Origin of the sequence: Paramicrobacterium salitolerans, from assembly GCF_051513965.1 — a bacterium.
Taxonomy (GTDB): Bacteria; Actinomycetota; Actinomycetes; order Actinomycetales; family Microbacteriaceae; genus Paramicrobacterium.
In genome coordinates, this window is record NZ_CP195847.1 from 1984003 (window position 1) to 2002809 (window position 18807).

Consider the following 18807-nt stretch of genomic DNA (forward strand, 5'->3'; position numbering starts at 1 on the left):
GCCCCCTCTAGCGAATCGCCGTCACCAGCGCTGCCTCGAGCGCAAGCGCCGGTGCCACATTACCCGCGATCCGACGTCGTGCCTGTCGGATCGCGTCCATTGTCTGAAGCGTACGTGCCGCGTCGGTGGCTTCTGCCTTGCGACGCAGATCGTCAGCGAACTCTCGGTTGATGATCGCGTGGGCACGACCGAGCTGGATCATCGTGATGTCACGGTACATCGAGAGCAGGTCAACGAGGATGCGGTCGATGCCGTCGCGCAGGCTCCGTGTCGCGCGCCGCTTCTGATCTTCCTCGAGACTCTTGATCTGACTGCGCAGCGCGGGCGGGATCGTCTGCCCTGGCTCGAGGCCGAGGGAGCGCATGACGCTCTCGCGCTCAGCCTCGTCGCGCTCGGAGGTGAACGCCTTCGCGTCGTCTCCGGCGATCTCGAGCATGCCGGCGGCAGCCATGACGGCATCTGTGACAGACCGCATCGACAGCGCGGTCCGGAGAGTCTGCTCGCGACGTGAGAGCGCGTCGCCGTCCGTTGCGAGACGCTTCGCCATGCCGATGTGGCTCTGGGCCAGGCGGGCCGCGCGCTCAGCCGTCGTCGCGTCCACCCCGAGCTGGCTCTGCAGAAGCTCGGCGACGTCGTCGACGTCCGGCAGCCGCAGACGAAGCGTGCGAACACGACTCCGGATCGTCGGCAGCATGTCGGCGTCACTCGGCGCACAGAGAATCCAGACCGTTCGCTCGGGCGGCTCTTCGAGTGCCTTCAACAGAACGTTGCTCGTGCGCTCGGTCATGCGATCGGCATCCTCGATCACCATCACCCGGTAGCTGCCCACCGACGGCGAGTAATACGAGGTGGTCGCGAACTCGCGCACCTCGCGGATGGTGTACGTGACATTCTCGGTGCTCAGGATCGACAGGTCGGGATGCGTGCGCGATTCGACCTGAGCGAGCGTCTGGTCGTCGCCGTCGGGGCTGCCGCTCAGAAGCGCGGCTGCGAAGGCGAACGCCATGTTCGAGCGGCCAGAGCCCGGAGGGCCGGTGATGAGCCACGCGTGGGTCATCGACGAGCTCGATGCGGATGCCGCGGAGCGCAGCACGTCAACAGCCTCAGTCTGCCCCGTCAGGTCGCTCCATGCGTTCACGCGGACAAGCCTACCTGCGGCATCTGACGCGCATCGACTCCGGGGATGCAGTCGTCGAGTGCGCGGTCTCAGCCGAGCAGCTGCTCCACGCGTGCCCGGATGTCCGACGCGATCGCCTCGGGCTCACGCGCGGCATCGAGCACGATGAATCTCGGGTCGGTTGCGGCCATGTCGAGGTATGCGGCACGCACTCGTGCGTGGAACTCCGCTTTCTCGGCCTCGAGTCGGTCGAAGCGCTTCTCGGCGGCGTCCAGACGCTGCCTGGCGGCGGTTTCGTCGAGGTCGAGAAGGACCGTGAGGTCGGGAAGCAGGCCGTCGACCGCCCACATCGACAGGTCGCGGATCGTGTCACCCGCGAGCACGCGTCCGGCACCCTGGTAGGCAACGGACGAGTCGATGTAGCGGTCTTGGATCACGACCATGCCGGCCTCGAGCGCGGGACGCACCTTGGTCGCGATGTGATGCGCGCGGTCCGCGGCGTAGAGCAGCGCCTCGGCGCGAGGAGCGATGTCGCCTCGATGATGCAACACGATCTCACGGATCTGCTCACCGACCTCGGTTCCACCTGGTTCACGCGTTCGCACGACCGTGCGTCCCTGTGCGGTCAGCCACTCCTCGAGGAGCTGCGCCTGCGTCGACTTTCCGACGCCGTCGCCGCCCTCGAGGGTGATGAACAGACCGCTCATTCGGCGCTTGAGCTCGAGGAGCTCTTCTTCGCGGGCGCCTTCTTCGCCGTGGCCTTCTTGGCGGGCGCCTTCTTGGCCGTGGCCTTCTTGGCGGGTGCCTTCTTGCGAGGCTTCGCCGGGCCCTTCGCGCGCTTGTCGGCGAGCATCTGAACAGCGCGCTCGAACGTCATGTCCTGGGGGTCTTCGCCCTTCGGAATCGTGACGTTCGTCACTCCGTCGGTGACGTAAGGGCCGAAGCGACCGTCCTTCACCCGTACGGGCTTGCCGCTCTCGGGGTCCGCGTCGAACTCCTTGAGTGCGCTCGCGGCGCGGCGGCCCGCGTACTTCGGCTGCGCGAAGATCTCGAGCGCGCCTGCGAGGTCGATGTCGAAGATCTGCTCCTCGCTCTGCAGCGACCGCGAGTCAGTTCCCTTCTTGAGGTAAGGCCCGAAGCGTCCGTTCTGCGCGGTGATCGGCTCCCCCGACTCGGGGTCCTCGCCGACGACGCGTGGCAGGCTCAGCAGCTTGAGCGCCTGCTCCAGGTCGACGGTCTCGATGTCCATCGACTTGAACAGGGATGCCGTGCGCGGCTTCGGCGCCTTCTTGGTCTTCTTCTTCGGGGCCTCGTCCTCCGCAGGCTCAGGCTCGAGCTCGGTGACGTACGGACCGAAGCGGCCATCCTTCACGACGATGGTCTTGCCCGTCTCCGGGTTCTCGCCGAGCTCGCGGTCGCCGATCACGGGTGCGTCGGCGAGTTCGTGCGCCTTCTCGACGGTGAGCTCGTCGGGGGCGAGCCCCTCTGGAATGTTCACGCGCCGCACAGGCACCTCACCGGTCTCGGCGTTCGGCGCGGCATCGGCGTCCACAACCTCGAGGTACGGGCCGTACTTTCCGATGCGCAGGGTGATCTCGTCGTCGATGCGCACCGAGTTGATCTCGCGGGCATCGATCTCGCCGAGGTTGTCGACGACGTGGCGGAGCCCCGCGTGCTGGTCACTGCCGAAGTAGAACTCCTCGAGCCAGTCCAGGCGCTTGGCCTCCCCCGCTGCGATGCGGTCGAGATCCTCCTCCATGCCCGCGGTGAAGTCGTACTCCACGAGCGAGTGGAAGTGCTCCTCGAGCAGTCGCACGACGCTGAACGCGATCCAGTTCGGAACCAGAGCGGTGCCTCGCTGCGTCACGTAGCCGCGGTCGACGATGGTCGACAGAATCTGCGCGTACGTCGAGGGACGTCCGATTCCGAGCTCCTCGAGCCGCTTCGTGAGACTCGCCTCGGTGTAGCGCGGCGGCGGGCTCGTCTCGTGCCCCTTGGCCTCGACATCGCCGAGACCGGCCGACTGACCTTCGGTCATGGGCGGCAGTTTGGCGTTCTTGTCACGGTCGCCGCGGACTTCGTCCTGGCCTTCTTCGTAGGCGGCGAGGAACCCGCGGAAGGTGATGACGGTTCCGGATGCCGTCAGCTCAGCGGTGTTCGCGACATCGCTGTTCGGCACATCCGACGTGATCGTGACGGTCGCCGTCTGCCCCTTGGCGTCGGCCATCTGGCTCGCGACCGTGCGCTTCCAGATCAGCTCGTAGAGCTTGAAGTCGTTGCCGCGCAGCGAGCTCTGAAGCGATGAGGGGGTGCGGAAGGTGTCTCCCGACGGCCGGATCGCCTCGTGAGCCTCCTGTGCGTTCTTCGACTTGCTCGAGTAGTAGCGAGGCTTCTCGGGCACGGAGTCGTCGCCGTAGAGCGAGCGGGCCTGCGAGCGAGCGGCATCCGTCGCCTGCTTCGACAGCGAGACGGAGTCGGTACGCATATAGGTGATGTACCCGTTCTCGTACAGTGACTGCGCGACGCTCATCGTCTGGCGAGCCGAGAAGCGCAGCTTGCGCGCCGCCTCCTGCTGCAGAGTCGATGTCGTGAACGGCGCGGCCGGGCGACGCGAATAGGGCTTCGTCTCAAGCGAGGAGATCGATGCGGTGACTCCGTCGCCAGAAAGCGCGTTCGCGAGAGCTGTCGCCGCGGCCTCGTCAAGCTGTCGAGCCTTGGCCGAGAGCTTTCCGCTGTCGTCGAAGTCGCGTCCGGTGGCGACGCGGGTGCCGTCGAGTCGGACGAGCTTCGCTTCGAAGCTGCTGTCGGCGCCCTCGGGCGTGATCTCGGCGGTGAGGTCCCAATAGGATGCCGCGACGAAGGCGAGCCGCTCGCGCTCACGGTCGACGACGAGACGTGTCGCCGCGGACTGCACACGTCCCGCGGACAGACCGGGGCCGACCTTGCGCCAGAGCACCGGCGAGATCTCGTAGCCGTAGACGCGGTCGAGGATGCGCCGTGTCTCCTGGGCATCCACGAGCGACTCGTTGAGCTCGCGGGTGTTGTCCTTCGCGGCGAGGATCGCGTCTTTGGTGATCTCGTGGAACACCATGCGCTTGACGGGGACCTTCGGCTTCAGCACCTGCAGCAGGTGCCAGGCGATGGCCTCTCCCTCGCGGTCCTCATCTGTGGCGAGCAGGAGTTCGTCGGCGTCCTTCAGGGCGCGCTTGAGTTCGGCGACTGTCTTCTTCTTGGTGTCGGAGACGACGTAGTACGGCTCGAAGCCGTTCTCGATGTCGACAGCGAACTTGCCAAGCGACCCCTTCTTGATCTCGGCCGGAAGCTTCTTGGGCTCGGCGAGATCACGAATGTGGCCTACGGACGACAGCACTTCATAGCCCTCGCCGAGATAGCCGGCGATGGACTTCATCTTGGTCGGCGACTCAACGATGACCAATTTCTTCGTGCCTGACACCCGACTCCTTTCGTCGTGCACACCATACACACCCTGACCGAGCCGATACCTAATCGTGGCCTGTGTGAATTCTGAGCGTCGCCCACGCGCATTCGATGAAGCGCGGCAACGTCAGTACCGGAAACAGAGTGTCGCACATTTCTGTTCCCAAGCCGTACTTCCGCCGTGACTCTTGCGCTCTGCGCGCAATGGCACACAATTGGGATATGAACAACACCTCAGGCAGCAGCTACACCGCAAAGCTCACGGACGGCCCGCTTGAGGGGAAGACGATCTCGATCGACTTCTTGCCTTCGGGGGACGTCAAGCCGTCGATCGAGGTTCCGGTCGACGAGGGCAAGGCCTATCTCTATGTGATGACCGGCGACTCGGAGTACGAAGAGGAGAACTCCGACCGTCCCACGGCCGTCGGCTATCGCTATCGCACCACCTCCTACAGCTGATCGACCCCGCGAACGTTCGCGCCCTCAGTTAAGAGGACCGGTTCGCAGTCACCGACGGACCGACTGAGTGGGGTCGGGGCCGGCTCTCGACCGAGCGATGGCGGGCAGCCCCATCACGTTCACCGAGACCTGCACAGTGGCGACGAGTCCGTCGATCGCGCAGGACTCGAGGGTTGCGCCGTTGAGCTGCGCCGCACGCGAGGCCACCGCGCAGGGGTCTCCGGTCGTGAACCCCAGAGCCGTGTCTGCTACGGCGAGCGCCGCGGCATCCGCTGCTCCGGCGGCTACCTGGCGTGACTGATACGCGGCACAGAGCGGTGCAAGGATGCCGAGCAGCACGACGATCGCCGCGACGAGTGCGACTCCGAGCACCGATGCCGACCCCTCCGCGTCGGCGACACGGGGTCTCATGGCGCTCACTGGCCACCCGCCAGCGCGCAGCTGCGCGCCGACACATCGAGGGGCAGAACGCTCGCCCGCGCGGTGACCGTCGCACAGACGAAGTCGCCGCTCGCCGAGGTGGAGACTCCGGCCCCGGGAACGAGGGTGCTGACCCGCGCTCGGGCGAGACCGATGTCATCGCCGCGCGCGACCGTCCGCGCAGCGTCGGCCGCGGCATCCGTGACTCTCACCTGCAGAGCGGCGGCCTGCAACCCCCAGATGCACAGGGCGAGCACGAGCATCACAGCGGGGATCACGACCGCGAACTCCGCTGCGATGCTGCCGTGCTCGGTGTTATCCGACGGTGAGCGCACGTCGCACCAGATCGGTGAGGATGCCGCGCACCTCGTCGCTCTTCATGATGACGACGAGCAAGCCGGCGAAGCCGACGGCCGCCATCGTGGCGATGGCGTACTCGGCGGTTGCGGCTCCCTCGTCGTCCATCACTCGATCGAGCAGGGCGCGGGCTGGTGAGGTCGTGTGTGTGGCAGGTGGTTGCGGCATGTGCATCCTTTCGTCTCCCGCGTGGCGGGTCGGGATGGCACGAGCACGTCCAGTGTGCCGCGTCCAGGTGCGGCCATACCCCCCGCGATCGTGCCGCTGTGGATTGCAGGTCGTGCCGCGTGGGATGTGGACGAACGTCACCGAGTCGCCGATTCGAGGACGCACAACTTAATATGTGGACATGTTCTTCGGCATGATGCAGCGACGCGCAGCGGTGATCGGATGACGTATGCTCCCCTTCACGGCATCCGGGTCATCGAGCTCGGCAACTACATCGCCGCCCCGACCGCGGGGCGTCTGCTCGCGGACTTCGGCGCCGATGTCATCAAGGTCGAGCGACCGCGGACCGGAGACGAGCTGCGTCGTTGGCGGCTCTTCGCCGGCGACACGTCGATGCTCTACCGGACGACGAATCGGGGCAAGCGCTCGATCGTGATCGATCTGCGCAGCGAGGAGGGTCGCCAAATCGTGCTCGACCTGCTGCGAACAGCCGATGTTCTTCTGGAGAACTTCCGCCCCGGCACCCTCGAGAGATGGGGGCTCGATCAGGCAGCACTCGATGCGGCGAACCCCGACCTCGTGATCGCGCGGATCTCCGCGTTCGGGCAGACCGGGCCTCTGTCGCATCGCCCCGGGTTCGCGGCGGTCGCGGAGGCGTACGGCGGATTCCGGGAGCTCGTCGGTGAGCCGGGACGTCCACCGAGCCGCACGGGAGTCTCGATCGGTGACACGATCGCGGGAATCTACGCGGCCTTCGGCGCGGTCATGTCACTGTACGAACGCGACCGCGCGGGCTCGAAACGAGGCGCGACGCCCATCGACATGCGCACCATTGACGTCGCCCTCAACGAGGTGATGCTGTCGGTCACCGAGTCGCTCGTTCCCGAGTGGGAGGCCTACGGTGTGCGACGAGAGCGCACGGGCGGGAGGATGCCGGGAATCGCGCCGTCCAACGCATACCTCTGCGCCGACGGCAAGAGCATCGTCGTCGCGGGCAATGGCGACGCCATCTTCCAGCGCTACATGCGGCTCATCGGGCGAGAGGATCTGGCGGAGGACCCAGCGCTCCAGTCGAACGAGGGTCGCTGGGAGGCACGCGATCTGCTGGACGATGCGATCGGAGCGTGGACGGCGCAGCACTCGAGCACCGACGCGCTCGCACTGCTCGACGCGGCCGAAGTGCCCTCCGGTCCTATATATACGGCAGAGGACGTGAGCGCTGACGAACAGTATGCCGCTCGCGGCATGGTCCAGCGCTTTGACGTGCACGATGGCGAGCAAGTGCGCACGAACGTCGGCTTTCCCGGCATCGTTCCCGTCGTCGGCGGAGCTTCGCTCCCGATCCGGAGCCTCGGGCCCGAGCTCGGCGAGCACACACGCGAGGTGCTCACCGAGCTCGGCTGGGTGACCGAGCGCATCGACGCGTACGAGGAGGCGCTCGCATGACCGTGCAGTTTCGCGACGTGACGCTGCGAGACGGACTCCAGCTCGCCGGGAAGAACCTCTCGACGGAGCGCAAGGTCCGACTCGTGCGTGAGCTGCTGCGCCTCGGCGTGGAGCACATCGAGGTCGGTTCGATGGCGCGACCCGACCTCGTGCCGACGATGGCTGATTCGCTCGACGTGGTCGCGGCGCTGTCCGACGACGAGATCGAGCGTGCCTGGCTGTGGGTCGCGACACCGCGGCACGTCGAGAAGGCCCTGCACTCTGGGGCGCGACGGTTCCAGTACTGCTTCTCGGCATCCGACAGTCACAACAGGGCGAACATCGGGCGTGACACCGAGACTTCGATCGCGGCCATGCCGTATGCCGTCGCAGCGGCGCGCTCCGTCGGCGGACGCATTCAGCTCTGCATCGCGACCGCGTTCACGTGCCCGTTCGAGGGCGTCGTGCCCATCGAGCGGTTCGAGCGCATTCTCGACGACCCGCGCACAGAGGGAGCATCCGACGTCGTGGTGGCCGACACGCTCGGTCAGGCCCATCCAGACGAGGTGGAGCGCCGCATCGCTCTCGCCTCCCGGCGACGCCCGGAGCTCGGCATCGTCTTCCACGGTCACGACACGTGGGGGCTCGGCGTCGCCAATGCCGTGGCCGCTGTTCGAGGCGGCGCGACGGTGCTGGACGGCGCGCTCGCGGGGCTCGGCGGCTGCCCCTTCGCGCCGGGAGCGTCGGGCAACACCGCCACGGAGGACCTCGCGTTCGCGCTGCGGCCCGAGTGGGTCACGCCTCGCACCTTCGCGCAGCTGGTCGCGCTCGGTGAGGACGTCAGTGCGCTTCTCGATGAGCCGAACCGATCGCGCGCTCGTGACGGCGCACGCAGCCGCGCGCACGCGTTCGAGTGGGTCATCGACGACTGACGCACGCGGGTCAGATGCCGAGATGCGTGGTCGAGAGGATGCCGATCATCATCGGCGCCACCCCGAGAAGCATGAACGCCGGCAGCACGCACACGCCGAGTGGCACCATGAGCTTCGTCGACAGCGTGGCGGCGCGCTGAGCCGCAGAGGATGCCGCATCACGCCGCACGCGCGAGGCTTCGCTCCGCAGCAGATCGACCGCGGGCACACCGGCACGCTCCGCCAGCGCGATGACGTCGTCGACGGAGTCGCCCCGCACGTCGAGCCCGAGCTCGTCGCAGGCATCCGACACGATGCCTCGCGCACGGTCGATGCTCGTCCCACCCGAGAGCGCGATCGCCATCAGATCGATCTCGAGTCCCGGTGCCCTATCGACCGGTCGGGCGCGGCGGGCGAGTGCTGCGCTCCAGCGCCAGCCACCAATCATGAGCAGAACGCCGCCCACGCCGCAGCCGATGCCGAGCGGGGTCGTAAGCGCCTGCGCGGTGTCGAAACCGAGGAGCATCCCGAACCCGATTCCCACAAGCGGGAGCAGCATCACCAGCCGCGCGGTCGCATTGGGGCCAGCGAGGGATGCCGCGATGTCACGCTGCGTCTGCCCGATCGAGCGCAGTGTGGCGGCGAGCGTGTGGAGCGCTGTCGCAACGGGAGCACCGCAGCGCGATGAGACGGTGAGCGCTGCGGCGAGCGCCTGCCACGCAGAGCCGCTCTCGGCGAGCACGTCGACAGGGTCGTCGGCTGCTGCGGCCGTCGTCACCGTGTGCGCCGCCCGTGAGCGCTCCGAGAGCGACTCGTCGAGGTACCGCCAGGCCGCCCTCGGAGCGACGCCGCCGCTCATGAGCACCGCGAGACGCTCCGCGACGGACGACACCTCCTCCACCGCGGGCGTCTTCGACCGTCTCATTCGTCCTCCTCCACCGTCAGCCGGTCGTCGTGCATCGTCAGCCGCCCGACCTGCGCCAGCCGCCGCGCGCCGCCCTCCCGCTCCAGGTGGAGCACGAGGCCGATCGCGCTCACCGCCTGGCGTCCGATCGCCTCCGCCGTCATCCCGGCGAGTGCGCCGAGTGCTTCGAGCCGCGAGGGCACATCGCCCAGCGAATTCGCGTGCAGGGTGCCCGCACCGCCGTCGTGTCCCGTGTTCAGCGCGGCGAGCAGCTCGCGGATCTCAGCGCCCCGGCACTCCCCCAGCACGAGACGATCCGGCCGCATGCGCAGCGCCTCCCGGAGCAGCTGCTCGAGCCCGATGCGCCCCGCACCCTCCAGGTTCGCCTGCCGCGACTCCAGGGACACGACGTGCGGGTGGTCGATCCGCAGCTCAGCGACGTCTTCGATCGCGACGATGCGGTCGCGATGATCTGCCGTGCCGAGAAGCGCCGCGAGAAGCGTCGTCTTGCCGCTGCCGGCCGCGCCGGTCAGCAGGAGGTTCGTGCGTTCGGCGACGGCGTGCCGGAGCATCCTCACCCGGTCGTCACCGCCGAGCATCCCCGTCTTCTCGAGTGCCGCCAGGTCGAGGCGGCCCGATCGCGGAACGCGGATCGACAGCAGAGTTCCCGTCGTCGAGACCGGTGGCAGCACGGCGTGCACGCGGATGCCGCCGGGCAGCCGGACGTCGACGCACGGGGTCGCCTCGTCGATGTGCCGATTGCCGAGCGCGATGAGCCGGGTCGCGAGCGCGCGGAGCTCGTGTTCGCGGATGCTCCAGCCGTCGTCGCGCTGGAGCCCGTCTCCCCTGTCTGTCCAGAGCCCCGCGGCGCCGTTGACGACAATGTCCGTAACATCCGCGGCCGCGAGATAGGGGGCAAGAGGGCCGCAGCGCGCCGCGAGCTCGAGACGCGTCGCATCGCCGACGGGAGCGAACGAGGGTGCGGCGACGAAGGAGTCCATGGCGGCGAGCTTAGGAGCGTCGCGGCGTCAGGGGCATCCCTCTCGCACCTCACTGTGGAGAAGATGAACTTCCGCGCAACTGTGGGCGACAAGCCGACAGACGAGAGTTAAAAGAGGACGGCACCCATCGGGGGGAATGGGTGCCGTCACTGCAACGTCTCGATTGGGGGGAATCTGTGCGTTGCACGCCAGAATGAAGTTATTCGGCCTGACTCATAATACGCATTTCTTATTCGAACGCAAGCGAAAAGTCCGCCAAATGGGGGACAGTTTTAATCATCGACCGTGAGGAGCCCTCATCTGAGGGGAAAGTCACGATTTATCACGGTTCGGCCCCAACGAGTATTGTCAGAACGGAACGCCGACCGCAAAGGAGCGCAGAGCCCAACTATGAACACGCAGATCGATAACCTGCTCCACGAGAATCGTCAGTTCGCCCCCACTGAGGAGTTCGCGTCGAATGCTGTGGCACAGCCCTCGCTGTACGAGGAAGCCGCCGCCGACCGACTCGGGTTCTGGGCGAAGCAGGCTCGTGAGCTGATCACCTGGGAAACTCCCTTCACGAAGACCCTCGACTGGTCGAATCCGCCTTTCGCCACCTGGTTTGACGACGGAACCCTCAATGTCGCCTACAACTGCCTCGACCGTCACGTCGAAGCGGGCAACGGCGACCGCGTCGCGATCTACTGGGAAGGCGAGCCCGGTGACACGCGTGAAATCACCTATGCCCAGCTGACCGAGGAGGTCAAGAAGGCCGCGAACGTCCTCACCGACCTCGGCATCGGCCACGGAGACCGCGTTGCGATCTACATGCCGATGATCCCCGAGGCCGTCATCTCGATGCTCGCCGTCGCGCGCATCGGCGCAATCCACTCCGTTGTCTTCGGGGGCTTCAGCTCCGACAGCCTCCGCTCGCGCATCGACGACGCCGAGGCCAAGCTCGTCATCACCGCAGACGGCGGATGGCGCAAAGGCAAGGTCTCGTCGCTGAAGCCCGCCGTCGATCAGGCCCTCGCTGGCAAGGACGGCGACACTCAGAAGACCGTCGAGCACGTGCTTGTCGTGAAGCGCGGCGAGAACGAGGTCGACTGGACAGAGGGACGCGACATCTGGTGGCACGACGTTGTGCCGTCGGCATCCTCTGACCACACCGCCCAGGCCTTCGAGGCGGAGAACCCGCTGTACATTCTCTACACCTCAGGAACGACCGGAAAGCCCAAGGGCATCCTCCACACCTCGGGTGGGTACCTCACGCAGGCGGCGTTCACGCACCGCAACGTGTTCGACCTGCACCCGGAGTCCGACGTGTTCTGGTGCACGGCCGACATCGGCTGGGTCACCGGACACACGTACGTCGTGTACGGCCCGCTCGCGAACGGCGCCACGCAGGTCATGTACGAAGGCACCCCCGAGAGCCCGCACCAGGGCCGCTGGTGGGAGATCATCGAGAAGTACGGCGTCTCGATCTTCTATGCCGCACCGACCGCGATCCGCTCGTTCATGAAGATCGGCCGTCAGGTTCCGCAGGAGTTCGACCTCTCGTCGATCCGCGTGCTCGGATCGGTGGGTGAGCCCATCAACCCCGAGGCGTGGATGTGGTACCGCAACGTCATCGGCGGCGGCTCCGCGCCGATCGTCGACACGTGGTGGCAGACCGAGACCGGCGCGATCATGGTGTCGCCCCTGCCGGGCATCACCGCGACGAAGCCGGGCAGCGCGCAGGTCGCCCTGCCGGGGATTTCGATCACGGTGCTCGATGAGAGCGGAAACCCGGTCTCGAACGGCAACGGCGGCCTCCTCGTCATCGACGAGCCGTGGCCCGCGATGCTGCGCGGCATCTGGGGAGATCCGGAGCGCTACAAGGAGACCTACTGGGAGAAGTTCGGCGACAAGTACTTCGCCGGCGACGGCGCCCGGCTCGACGAGGACGGCGACGTGTGGCTGCTCGGCCGCGTGGACGACGTCATGAACATCTCGGGTCACCGTCTCTCCACCGCGGAGATCGAGTCGGCTCTCGTCGCGAACGAGATGGTGGCCGAGGCCGCCGTCGTCGGCGCAAGCGATGAGACCACCGGTCAGGCGGTCGTCGCGTTCGTGATCATCAAGCAGAGCCACCTCGACGAGGCAGAGCAGATCGCCGACATCGCGAGCTCTCTGCGCAGCTGGGTCGGCGAGCAGATCGGGCCGATCGCGCGTCCGCGCGAGGTCTTCGTCGTCAACGAGCTGCCGAAGACCCGCTCGGGCAAGATCATGCGGCGCCTGCTGCGTGACCTCGCCGAGGGTCGCGAGGTCGGCGACACGACGACGCTGGCCGACACGATGGTGATGAAGGTCATCAGCGACCAGGTGCGCAGCTAGCGGTCGCACGCACGACAGACACGGACGCCGTGGGGCCGAGCGCCTCGCGGCATCCGTGTCTTCTGTCTCAGCGCCGTGTCACCGCCCCATGCGATGATGGGCGCGATGTTGAGGTTTCGAACTCTGAGCCGGGTCGCCGTGCTCGCCGCTGCTGTGCTGGGGCTCACCGCGTGCGCCGCGGGCGATGCCCCGAGCACGACGCAGACGCCTACCGGGCCCGCTTCTCCCACGGCGACGCCGAGTCCGACCGAGACGGCCGACGCCGTCGACCAGATGTCCCTTGAGCAGAAGGTCGCGCAGCTCTTCATGGTCGGCACTCCCGTCGAGGCTGTGAACGACACGACGCTTGCCGCGGTCAAGGACGACGGTGTGGGCGGGCTCTTCCTGCACGGCCGCTCGAGTGCCGGGGTCGACGCCACCGCCGACCTCGTGACGCAGTTCACCGATGCCGCTTCCTCCGCGCTTCCGCTGTGGGTCGCGACCGATCAGGAGGGCGGCACCGTTCAGGTTCTCAGTGGACCGGGCTTCGATGACATGCCCTCCGCCGTTGAGCAGGGGCAGATGGATGCCGCTGACCTGCGCTCCGCAGCGGCGACGTGGGGCGACCAACTCGCCCGTGCGGGTATCACGATGAACCTCGGGCCGGTCGCGGACATCGTTCCGTCGGGCAGCGCGGCCACGAACCCGCCCATCGGCAAGCTGAACCGTCAGTACGGTGGAGACGCGGAGTCCGTCGCCGCGGGCGCGGGTGCCTTTGCGGACGGAATGCGCGATGCAGGCGTCATGCCGACGCTCAAGCACTTTCCCGGTCTCGGCTATGTGACGGGCAACACCGACTTCAGGTCCGGCGTGACCGACGACGTCGTCACCGCTGACGGTCCCGACGTCGAGCTGTATCGGACGCTTCTCGGCGAGGGACCGGCTGTCGTGATGATGTCGACCGCGATCTACGCCAACATCGACACCAAGGTTCCTGCGGCCTTCTCCTCCACGGTCATCTCGCTGCTGCGCGACGATCTCGGCTTCGAGGGCGTCGTCACGACGGACGATCTGAGCGCGGCCTCCCAGGTGAAGGCGTGGACGCCCGCAGAGCGTGCGACGACGGCGATCGACGCGGGCGTCGACCTGCTGCTGGTCTCCAGCGACCCGTCCGTCTACCCGGAGATGCGCGACGCCGTGATCGAGCGCGCGAAGAGCGATCCGGAGTTCGAGAAGAAGGTGGATGCCGCCGCACACCGCATCGCGGAGGCGAAAGCCGGCTGAGACGACGGATGCCGCGGGGCAGAGTCCCCGCGGCATCCCTCATCAGAGTCAGGCGTAAGCGAGTACGAGCTCCACCTCGACGGGTGAGTCGAGCGGAAGCACGGCCACACCGACCGCCGAGCGGGCGTGCGCGCCGATGTCGCCGAAGACCTCGCCCAGCAGTTCGGACGCACCGTTGATGACACCGGGCTGGCCGGTGAAGGACGGGTCGCTTGCGACGAAGCCGACGACCTTCACGACCCGGGTCACGCGGTCGAGCGAGCCGATGACGCTCTCAGCCGCGGCAAGCGAGTTGAGCGCGCTCTGGCGAGCGTACTCCTTCGCGTCGGCTTCGGGCACCAGGCCGTGGCCGTCGCCGACCTTGCCGGTCGCGGGAAGCGCGCCGTCCACGAACGGCAGCTGACCCGAGGTGTAGACGAGACCATCGTTCTCGAGTGCGGGCACGTACGCCGCGACGGGCGCTGCGACAGTGGGAAGCTCCAGGCCGAGTTCGGCGAGGCGGTCAGCGATGCGCGACATCAGGCATCCTCCACCGGGCGCTTCAGGTAGGCGACGAGTCCGCCTTCGGGACCGGTCACGACCTGAACGAGCTCCCATCCCTCGCTCCCCCAGTTGTTGAGGATCGCCGAGGTGTTGTGCACGATGAGCGGCGTCGTCAGATACTCCCACTTGGTCATGAGACTCCTTGCAGTCGGGGGCCGATGTCGATGACAACGATCCAGTGAAGATCACGCACGCGTAGGCGGATTTTCAGAATCGTCACTTAGCATCGATCCTATGCCTGAACAGAAACGAACGGCTAGAGGCGTGCTCGGAGGCCTGCTGGGCTTCATCGGCCTCAGCGCCGCAGCCGGAGTTCTCGTCACAGCAACGGTCACCCCTGCCCTTGCCGTGACGGGCATGACAGCGAACAGCGCCATCGGCATCTTCGATGATCTTCCGGAGTATCTGGAGATCACGCCGCTGATGGAGAAGTCCAACATCTACGCCAAGGACGGCGACAAAGATGTTCTGCTCGCGAGCTTCTACGAGCAGAACCGCGTCGAGGTGCAGTGGGACGAGATCTCGCAGTATCTGAAGGATGCCGCGGTGTCCACGGAGGACAACCGGTATTACGAGCACGGCGGCATCGACCTCACCGGTACGCTTCGAGCGGTCGTCTCCAACCAGCTCGGCGAAGACACCCAGGGTGGCTCCTCGATCACGCAGCAGTACGTCAAGAACGTGCGCATTCAAAAGTGTGAGAGCGAGACCGACAACAAAGAGGACCTGAGCAAGTGCTACGACGAGGTCGCCGGTGTGCACTACTCGCGAAAGCTCAAGGAGATGCGTTACGCGATCGGCCTTGAGAAGCGGTACTCCAAAGACGAGATCCTCCGCGGCTACCTCAACATCTCAGGCTTCGGCGGCGTGATCTACGGCGTCGAGTCCGCCGCGAACTACTACTTCGGCACCACGGCGAAAGACGTGACGCTCGCGCAGGCGGCGACGATCATCGGCATAGTCAACAATCCGAACATGCTGCGCATCGACAAGCCCGACAACCCTGACAACGGGGAAGAGAACGGCTATGCCCTGACGAAGAAGCGACGGGACGTCGTGCTCAAGGCGATGCTCTTCTACGGCAAGATCACTCAGGAGCAGTACGACGAGGCGATCGAGACCGAGATCACGCCGAACATCACCCAACCCAAGGGCGGATGCGCGGCCGCGGGATCGAACGCGTACTTCTGTGATTACGTCACCAAGGTGATTGCGAACAATGAGACGTTCGGCAAGACCGCGGCGGAGAGGCTGTCGACGCTCAAGCGCGGTGGTCTCGACATCTACACGACCCTCGATCTGCGTCTGCAGAAGACCGAGGCGGATGCCCTGCACGCGGCTGTTCCCTCGCACAAGGACGGCATGAAGCTCGGCGGCGTCGCGACGACCATTCAGCCGGGCACCGGCCGCATCCTCGCGATGACGCAGAACACCGCGTACTCCAACAACCCGGAGAAGGGCGCGGGGTACACGGCGGTGAATTACAACACCGACAAGGACTACGGCGGGTCGAGCGGTATGCAGCCGGGGTCGACGTGGAAGACGATGGTGCTCGTCGAGTGGCTCCTGCAGGGGCACTCCATCAACGAGACCGTGAACGCGACACGACGCGACTTCCACTACCAGACCTGCGATGGCCCCTCGAACTGGGCCCCGGGTCCGAAGAACGCCGGTGACGGCGGCGGTATGCCCGGCGGCATGTACACCGTTCAGAAGGGCATGACCCAGTCGATCAACACCGTGCTCGCCGCCATGGGCGAGAAGCTCGATCTCTGTGACATCGCCAACACGGCGGAGGCACTGGGAGCGCACAACGCGACCGGCGCCGACCTGACGCACTACCCGACGACGCTCATCGGAACGTCGGAGGACACCATTGCGCCCCTGTCGATGGCGAACGCCTACGCGACGCTGGCCGCCGGTGGCAAGCACTGCGAGCCGCGCGCGATCGACAAGATCGTCAAGGCGGACGGCTCCGAGATGGAGGTTCCGGGCAAGTCCTGTGATCAGGCGATTCCCGAGAACGTCGCCGCGACCGCTGTGCAGGCACTCACCAAGGTCATGACAGAAGGAACAGGCCGCGGGGGCAACCCATATGCAGGACCGATCTTCGGCAAGACGGGTACGACCGACGCATACAAAGACACCTGGCTCGTGACCTCCACGACCAAGGCCTCGAACGCGGTGTGGGTCGGTAACCTCACGAGCGGCAACTTCACGCCGATGAACCACACGTGGATCAACGGCAAGCTCGGCAGCCAGATCAAGTTCGGTCTGACCCAGACGATCGCCGGAAAGACGTTCGAGCTCTACGGCGGAGATCCCTTCCCCGAAGCCGACAAGGACCTCACGAGACGCGTTCTGAAGAACGTGCCCGATGTCGTGGGCCAGTCCGTGGAAGACGCCACGCAGGCGCTGAAGGATGCCGGATTCGCCGTGACCGTCTCTGACGAGCAAGTCGATTCGACCGTCGAGGCCGGCAAGGTCGCGAGCACAGACCCTGCGGGAGGTGAGCGGATCAACGAGGGGTCGGCGGTGACGATCTATGTCAGCAACGGCAAGGGCAAATCTGTGCCCGATGTCACCGGGAAGTCCTATGACGATGCCCAGGATGCCCTCGAAGACGAAGGCTTCTCCGTGAAGCAGGCGGAGAAGTGCTCGCCGGACGGCAAGAAGGATACCGTCGTGAGCCAGGACCCGGGTGGCGGATCGACCGCGGCTGAAGGGTCGACCGTGACGCTGACTGTGGGCTGCGGCAACGGCGGCGACAAGGGCAAAGACAAAGACAACTGATGGGTAGCCGGTCGTTGCGCTTCGCCGGTGGTGCGGTGGCGGCTGCCGCCGCCGCGGGCCTTGGCGCGTTCGCGTGGGGTTCGCTCGTCGAGCGTCGGATGTTCACGCTGCGCAAGGAGACCGTGCCGGTGCTTCCGCCCGGCGCGGAGACCATCCGAGTGCTGCATCTCTCCGACCTGCACATGGCACCGTGGCAGCGTGACAAGCAGCGCTGGGTCTCGGGTCTGCGGGACCTCAAGCCTGACCTGATCGTAAGCACGGGAGACAACCTCGGGCACGAGGACGGCATCGAGGGCATCCGCCGAGCGATGGAGACCTTCCGAGGCATCCCCGGTGTTCACGTGCACGGATCGAACGACTACTTCGGTCCGCTGCGCAAGAACTGGCTGCGCTACTTCCAGAGCCACACGGGAGGCATCCCTCCCCGTGAGCCCAACCTCGACACCGACGCACTCGACCGCTTCTTCGAGGGGACGCTCGGCTGGCTGAACCTCAACAACGCGGTGGGTTCCCTTGACGTGAACGGAACGACGCTGGACTTCTTCGGCGTCGACGATCCGCACATCCACCGCGATCGCATGGACATTCTCACGGGACTGATCGACGATCTGCGCGACGACCAGTCACTCGAGAGCGACGACGTCTCGCGTCATGTGTCCATCGGGGTCGCCCACGCGCCGTACCAGCGGGTGCTGAATGCGTTCGTCACGAACGGGGCGCAGCTGATTCTCGCGGGGCACACGCACGGCGGTCAGGTCTGCGTTCCAGGCTACGGCGCTCTCGTGACCAATTGCGACATTCCGCGGTCGAAGGTCAAGGGGCTCTCGGTGTGGACGCATGCGCTGCGCTCGTCGTTCCTCAACGTGTCAGCGGGGCTCGGAACCTCGATCTATGCGCCCGTGCGCTTCGCGTGCCGCCCGGAGGCGACGCTGCTGAAACTGGTCGCCTCACAAGTCTGACGCTTCCGGCGCACCATGGCGTTCTCCGCCGGGAGTCTGTTCGGTCAGGAATCCGCGGGGTCGGGGGCGCCCAGAGCCTCGGCGGCGAGGTGCTGGTGCGCGAGGCGCCGCAGGGCGACGAGGACCGGCTCGTAGAGGGCGGTGCCGAGGACGCTGTATTCGATCGCAGCGGCGGGGTTCTGCGGAACCTCCGGCATATGCGCGATGTCAAACGCGGCGACCTGGCGCGCGGCCGCGGCATAGGTGTCGAGTCGTTCTTCGGAGAGCGGGATGCCGGTGCCCTCCACCGCGGCGAGAGCCCGCTCCAGCTGGCCGGTGGCGGCGTACCGCTCGTCGAACGTCCAGCCGAGGCGCTCGATGACCGCGCGGGCGCGTGGCCACGCGGCATCCGTCTCACTCCCCTGCGCATACGGCGGCAGTGCGTCGACGGCCTCGCCCAGGGTCGTGAACAGGTCGTCGCCCGGCTCGTCGATGAGCTCAAGGATGCGCCGGACCTTCGCGATCGGCAGCCCAACGACGTCGAGCAGCGCGCGGATGAGCCTGAGGCGTGTGACGTGCACATCGGAATAGTCGGCCTGACGGCCGCCGAGCGGGGTGCCGGGCTCGAGGAGCCCCTCGCGCACGTAGTACTTGATGCTGGGGATCGGCACGTTCGTCTCGGCCGAGAGCTCTGAGATTCTCATGGTCACCT

General features: G+C 66.6%; 18 protein-coding genes. 7 read left to right on the forward strand and 11 right to left on the reverse strand.

Annotated elements, in window-relative coordinates; translation table 11 throughout:
• Positions 1 to 7: 7 nt before the first annotated feature.
• The 3 genes from ACSAGD_RS09495 to topA all read right to left on the reverse strand — a co-directional run bounded on the left by ACSAGD_RS09495 (position 8) and on the right by topA (position 4571).
• Positions 8 to 1138 (reverse strand): DNA polymerase III subunit delta', encoded by a 1131-nt coding sequence (locus ACSAGD_RS09495; protein ID WP_437582483.1) that lies wholly within the window; start codon positions 1136 to 1138, stop codon positions 8 to 10.
• Between the two features lie 68 nt (positions 1139 to 1206).
• Positions 1207 to 1824 carry a dTMP kinase gene (gene tmk / locus ACSAGD_RS09500; protein WP_437582484.1) on the reverse strand — a complete coding sequence of 206 codons (618 nt, stop codon included), beginning with the start codon at positions 1822 to 1824 and terminating at the stop codon, positions 1207 to 1209.
• Positions 1821 to 4571, reverse strand: coding sequence for a type I DNA topoisomerase (topA, locus tag ACSAGD_RS09505; protein ID WP_437582485.1), 2751 nt, complete (start codon positions 4569 to 4571; stop codon positions 1821 to 1823). Before topA ends, tmk begins: the two co-directional genes overlap by 4 nt.
• 206 nt (positions 4572 to 4777) lie before the next feature.
• On the opposite strand from topA, the gene ACSAGD_RS09510 reads away from it, so the two are divergent.
• Positions 4778 to 5014 carry a hypothetical protein gene (locus ACSAGD_RS09510; protein ID WP_437582486.1) on the forward strand — a complete coding sequence of 79 codons (237 nt, stop codon included), beginning with the start codon at positions 4778 to 4780 and terminating at the stop codon, positions 5012 to 5014.
• A gap of 48 nt (positions 5015 to 5062) precedes the next feature.
• Here ACSAGD_RS09510 and ACSAGD_RS09515 read toward each other — a convergent pair whose 3' ends face one another.
• From ACSAGD_RS09515 to ACSAGD_RS09525, 3 genes are read right to left on the reverse strand one after another with little or no spacing between them, the layout of a single operon-like run.
• Positions 5063 to 5425: an Rv3654c family TadE-like protein gene (locus ACSAGD_RS09515; protein ID WP_437582487.1), complete on the reverse strand. Its 363-nt coding sequence runs from the start codon at positions 5423 to 5425 to the stop codon at positions 5063 to 5065.
• Between the two features lie 5 nt (positions 5426 to 5430).
• On the reverse strand, positions 5431 to 5769 hold the full coding sequence (locus ACSAGD_RS09520) for a TadE family type IV pilus minor pilin (RefSeq protein WP_437582488.1): 339 nt from the start codon (positions 5767 to 5769) through the stop codon (positions 5431 to 5433).
• A complete protein-coding gene (locus tag ACSAGD_RS09525) occupies positions 5750 to 5899 on the reverse strand; it encodes a DUF4244 domain-containing protein (RefSeq protein ID WP_437585152.1) in 150 nt (49 codons plus the stop codon). The genes ACSAGD_RS09520 and ACSAGD_RS09525 overlap by 20 nt, the downstream gene beginning before the upstream one ends.
• 282 nt (positions 5900 to 6181) lie before the next feature.
• Here ACSAGD_RS09525 and ACSAGD_RS09530 point away from each other — a divergent pair, with 282 nt between their 5' ends.
• Both ACSAGD_RS09530 and ACSAGD_RS09535 read left to right on the forward strand, forming a co-directional pair.
• Positions 6182 to 7405 (forward strand): CaiB/BaiF CoA transferase family protein, encoded by a 1224-nt coding sequence (locus ACSAGD_RS09530; RefSeq protein ID WP_437582489.1) that lies wholly within the window; start codon positions 6182 to 6184, stop codon positions 7403 to 7405.
• Positions 7402 to 8316 (forward strand): hydroxymethylglutaryl-CoA lyase, encoded by a 915-nt coding sequence (locus ACSAGD_RS09535; RefSeq protein ID WP_437582490.1) that lies wholly within the window; start codon positions 7402 to 7404, stop codon positions 8314 to 8316. The genes ACSAGD_RS09530 and ACSAGD_RS09535 overlap by 4 nt, the downstream gene beginning before the upstream one ends.
• A gap of 10 nt (positions 8317 to 8326) precedes the next feature.
• Here ACSAGD_RS09535 and ACSAGD_RS09540 read toward each other — a convergent pair whose 3' ends face one another.
• Both ACSAGD_RS09540 and ACSAGD_RS09545 read right to left on the reverse strand, forming a co-directional pair.
• Positions 8327 to 9220 carry a type II secretion system F family protein gene (locus ACSAGD_RS09540; RefSeq protein WP_437582491.1) on the reverse strand — a complete coding sequence of 298 codons (894 nt, stop codon included), beginning with the start codon at positions 9218 to 9220 and terminating at the stop codon, positions 8327 to 8329.
• Positions 9217 to 10200: a TadA family conjugal transfer-associated ATPase gene (locus tag ACSAGD_RS09545; RefSeq protein WP_437582492.1), complete on the reverse strand. Its 984-nt coding sequence runs from the start codon at positions 10198 to 10200 to the stop codon at positions 9217 to 9219. The genes ACSAGD_RS09540 and ACSAGD_RS09545 overlap by 4 nt, the downstream gene beginning before the upstream one ends.
• Positions 10201 to 10590: 390 nt before the next feature.
• On the opposite strand from ACSAGD_RS09545, the gene acs reads away from it, so the two are divergent.
• Both acs and ACSAGD_RS09555 read left to right on the forward strand, forming a co-directional pair.
• Positions 10591 to 12558 carry an acetate--CoA ligase gene (gene acs / locus ACSAGD_RS09550; RefSeq protein ID WP_437582493.1) on the forward strand — a complete coding sequence of 656 codons (1968 nt, stop codon included), beginning with the start codon at positions 10591 to 10593 and terminating at the stop codon, positions 12556 to 12558.
• Positions 12559 to 12663: 105 nt separating this feature from the next.
• Positions 12664 to 13821, forward strand: a complete 1158-nt coding sequence (locus tag ACSAGD_RS09555) for a glycoside hydrolase family 3 N-terminal domain-containing protein (RefSeq protein WP_437582495.1) — start codon at positions 12664 to 12666, stop codon at positions 13819 to 13821.
• Between the two features lie 48 nt (positions 13822 to 13869).
• On the opposite strand, the gene ACSAGD_RS09560 is transcribed toward ACSAGD_RS09555, so the two are convergent.
• Together ACSAGD_RS09560 and ACSAGD_RS09565 are read right to left on the reverse strand one after the other, a co-directional pair.
• Positions 13870 to 14340 (reverse strand): RidA family protein, encoded by a 471-nt coding sequence (locus ACSAGD_RS09560; RefSeq protein ID WP_437582496.1) that lies wholly within the window; start codon positions 14338 to 14340, stop codon positions 13870 to 13872.
• Complete coding sequence (locus ACSAGD_RS09565) at positions 14340 to 14498, reverse strand: hypothetical protein (protein WP_169923428.1); 159 nt, start codon at positions 14496 to 14498, stop codon at positions 14340 to 14342. The genes ACSAGD_RS09560 and ACSAGD_RS09565 overlap by 1 nt, the downstream gene beginning before the upstream one ends.
• A gap of 100 nt (positions 14499 to 14598) precedes the next feature.
• On the opposite strand from ACSAGD_RS09565, the gene ACSAGD_RS09570 reads away from it, so the two are divergent.
• The gene (locus ACSAGD_RS09570; protein WP_437582497.1) at positions 14599 to 17157 is read left to right on the forward strand and encodes a transglycosylase domain-containing protein; all 2559 of its coding nucleotides are present in this window, start codon (positions 14599 to 14601) and stop codon (positions 17155 to 17157) included.
• Complete coding sequence (locus ACSAGD_RS09575; RefSeq protein ID WP_437582499.1) at positions 17157 to 18116, forward strand: metallophosphoesterase; 960 nt, start codon at positions 17157 to 17159, stop codon at positions 18114 to 18116. The genes ACSAGD_RS09570 and ACSAGD_RS09575 overlap by 1 nt, the downstream gene beginning before the upstream one ends.
• 44 nt (positions 18117 to 18160) lie before the next feature.
• On the opposite strand, the gene ACSAGD_RS09580 is transcribed toward ACSAGD_RS09575, so the two are convergent.
• Positions 18161 to 18799 (reverse strand): MerR family transcriptional regulator, encoded by a 639-nt coding sequence (locus ACSAGD_RS09580; protein WP_437582500.1) that lies wholly within the window; start codon positions 18797 to 18799, stop codon positions 18161 to 18163.
• Positions 18800 to 18807 lie beyond the last annotated feature (8 nt).

Bases quoted from the DNA above. Each gene is read 5' to 3' on its own strand.
- ACSAGD_RS09515 (WP_437582487.1), bottom strand. From the start codon at position 5,425: ATGAGACCCCGTGTCGCCGACGCGGAGGGGTCGGCATCGGTGCTCGGA.
- ACSAGD_RS09545 (WP_437582492.1), bottom strand. From the start codon at position 10,200: ATGGACTCCTTCGTCGCCGCACCCTCGTTCGCTCCCGTCGGCGATGCG.
- tmk (WP_437582484.1), bottom strand. From the start codon at position 1,824: ATGAGCGGTCTGTTCATCACCCTCGAGGGCGGCGACGGCGTCGGAAAG.
- ACSAGD_RS09535 (WP_437582490.1), top strand. From the start codon at position 7,402: ATGACCGTGCAGTTTCGCGACGTGACGCTGCGAGACGGACTCCAGCTC.
- ACSAGD_RS09570 (WP_437582497.1), top strand. From the start codon at position 14,599: ATGCCTGAACAGAAACGAACGGCTAGAGGCGTGCTCGGAGGCCTGCTG.
- ACSAGD_RS09555 (WP_437582495.1), top strand. From the start codon at position 12,664: ATGTTGAGGTTTCGAACTCTGAGCCGGGTCGCCGTGCTCGCCGCTGCT.
- ACSAGD_RS09525 (WP_437585152.1), bottom strand. From the start codon at position 5,899: ATGGACGACGAGGGAGCCGCAACCGCCGAGTACGCCATCGCCACGATG.
- ACSAGD_RS09580 (WP_437582500.1), bottom strand. From the start codon at position 18,799: ATGAGAATCTCAGAGCTCTCGGCCGAGACGAACGTGCCGATCCCCAGC.
- ACSAGD_RS09565 (WP_169923428.1), bottom strand. From the start codon at position 14,498: ATGACCAAGTGGGAGTATCTGACGACGCCGCTCATCGTGCACAACACC.
- ACSAGD_RS09540 (WP_437582491.1), bottom strand. From the start codon at position 9,220: ATGAGACGGTCGAAGACGCCCGCGGTGGAGGAGGTGTCGTCCGTCGCG.
- ACSAGD_RS09510 (WP_437582486.1), top strand. From the start codon at position 4,778: ATGAACAACACCTCAGGCAGCAGCTACACCGCAAAGCTCACGGACGGC.
- ACSAGD_RS09530 (WP_437582489.1), top strand. From the start codon at position 6,182: ATGACGTATGCTCCCCTTCACGGCATCCGGGTCATCGAGCTCGGCAAC.
- ACSAGD_RS09575 (WP_437582499.1), top strand. From the start codon at position 17,157: ATGGGTAGCCGGTCGTTGCGCTTCGCCGGTGGTGCGGTGGCGGCTGCC.
- acs (WP_437582493.1), top strand. From the start codon at position 10,591: ATGAACACGCAGATCGATAACCTGCTCCACGAGAATCGTCAGTTCGCC.
- ACSAGD_RS09560 (WP_437582496.1), bottom strand. From the start codon at position 14,340: ATGTCGCGCATCGCTGACCGCCTCGCCGAACTCGGCCTGGAGCTTCCC.